General features: G+C 67.4%; 1 protein-coding gene. It reads right to left on the minus strand.

The window, feature by feature from the left end:
- Positions 1-1,422, minus strand: a 1,422-nt coding sequence (locus BLX42_RS15100) for an Ig-like domain-containing protein (RefSeq protein ID WP_256672001.1), incomplete at both ends; no start/stop codon positions are given.

The following is a 1,422-nucleotide window of genomic DNA, read 5'->3' on the forward strand; positions in this document are numbered from 1 at the left end:
GGTCGGGTGCATCGATCGTGACCGGCGCGCTGATGTTGCCGGGTGGGTCGGCCTGCTGTACCGCCAGCACTTGCTGGTTGATCTGGGCGGGCGCCAGTTCCACCGAGAAGCTGCCATCGGCGAGCACAATGGCCGTACCGAGCAGTACGCCTGCGGCATTGGTCACCGTGACGGTAGCGCCCGGTTCGCCAAGGCCGGTGACCACACTGCCATCGGCATTGATGGCCACCTCGGTGAGGATGGCCGGCGGCGTGAAGTCAGGCGTTTGCAACGTGGCGACTGCCGACACGTTACCGGCTGCGTCGGCCTGGCTGAGGCTGAGCAGTTCGGCGTTGCCCAGCGCCGGGTTGAGCGTGACGGTGAAGTTACCGCTGGCATCGACCACTGCCGTACCGATTTCGTCGCCCTGCGCGTTGCTGACGCTGACTTGCGCGCCGGGCTCGCCGCGGCCGGTGAGGGTAACCCCGTCGCTGGAAATCGCAAGCTCGGTGGGGGCGGCCGGTGGGGTGGTATCGGCTGCAATGATGGCGCTGGGGTCGGACTGGTTGCCGGCGGCATCGGTCAGTATCACCTGCACCTGCTGGCCGTTGGCCTGTGGTGCGCTGAGGGTGACCTGGAAGGTACCGTCGGCGCGGACCACAGCGCTGCCCAGTGTGCTGCCATCGGCAGCCAGCACTTTGACGGTGCTGCCGGCCTCGCCGGTACCGTTGAGCAAGCTGCCGCCGCCGGCAAATGCCAGGTTGCCGGCAGCATCAGGTGCCACACGGTCGGGCGCAGTCAGGCTGACACTGTCGGACTCGTTGCTCGCGGCGTCCGTCTGCTGTGCACTGAGTTGTTCGCCATTGATCTGTGCGGTGCTCAGGCCAATGCTGAAGTTGCCACTGGCATCGACCACGGCAGTGCCCAGGTCGACACCGCCTTCGCCGATCACGGCCACTGTGGCGCCCGGTTCACCGCGGCCGGTGAGCGTCAGGCCGTCGCTGCTCAGCACCAGGTTGGTCAGCGGTTGCGGGGCGGTGGTGTCCGGTGCCTGCAGGGTCGCAGGCAGCGAAGCACTGCCGTCGGTGCCCACGGCACTGACCTGCAAGACTTCGCCGTTGGCCTGGGCGCTGTCGAGGTTGACCGTGAAACTGCCGTCATTGCCGACTGGCGCAGTGCCCAACAGCACGCCGTCAGGCCCATACACATTGACGGTACTGCCGGGGGATGCATTGCCGGTAACCACCAGGCCATCGGCTGAGAGCGTCAGGTTGTCCGGAATGTCCGGTGCCAGGTTGCCCGGCGCGGTCACGGTCTGTGCCGGCGAGGCATTCTGCGCGGCATCGGCCTGGGTCACGCTGAGGCTTTCGCCGGCTGTGGCTGCAGGGCTGAGCGCTACGGTGAAACGGCCATCGCTGCCGACCGTGGCGGTCCCCAGCGAGG

It is taken from the genome of Pseudomonas sp. SG-MS2 (assembly GCF_009933855.1).
GTDB classification, from domain to species: Bacteria; Pseudomonadota; Gammaproteobacteria; order Pseudomonadales; family Pseudomonadaceae; genus Aquipseudomonas; species Aquipseudomonas putida_E.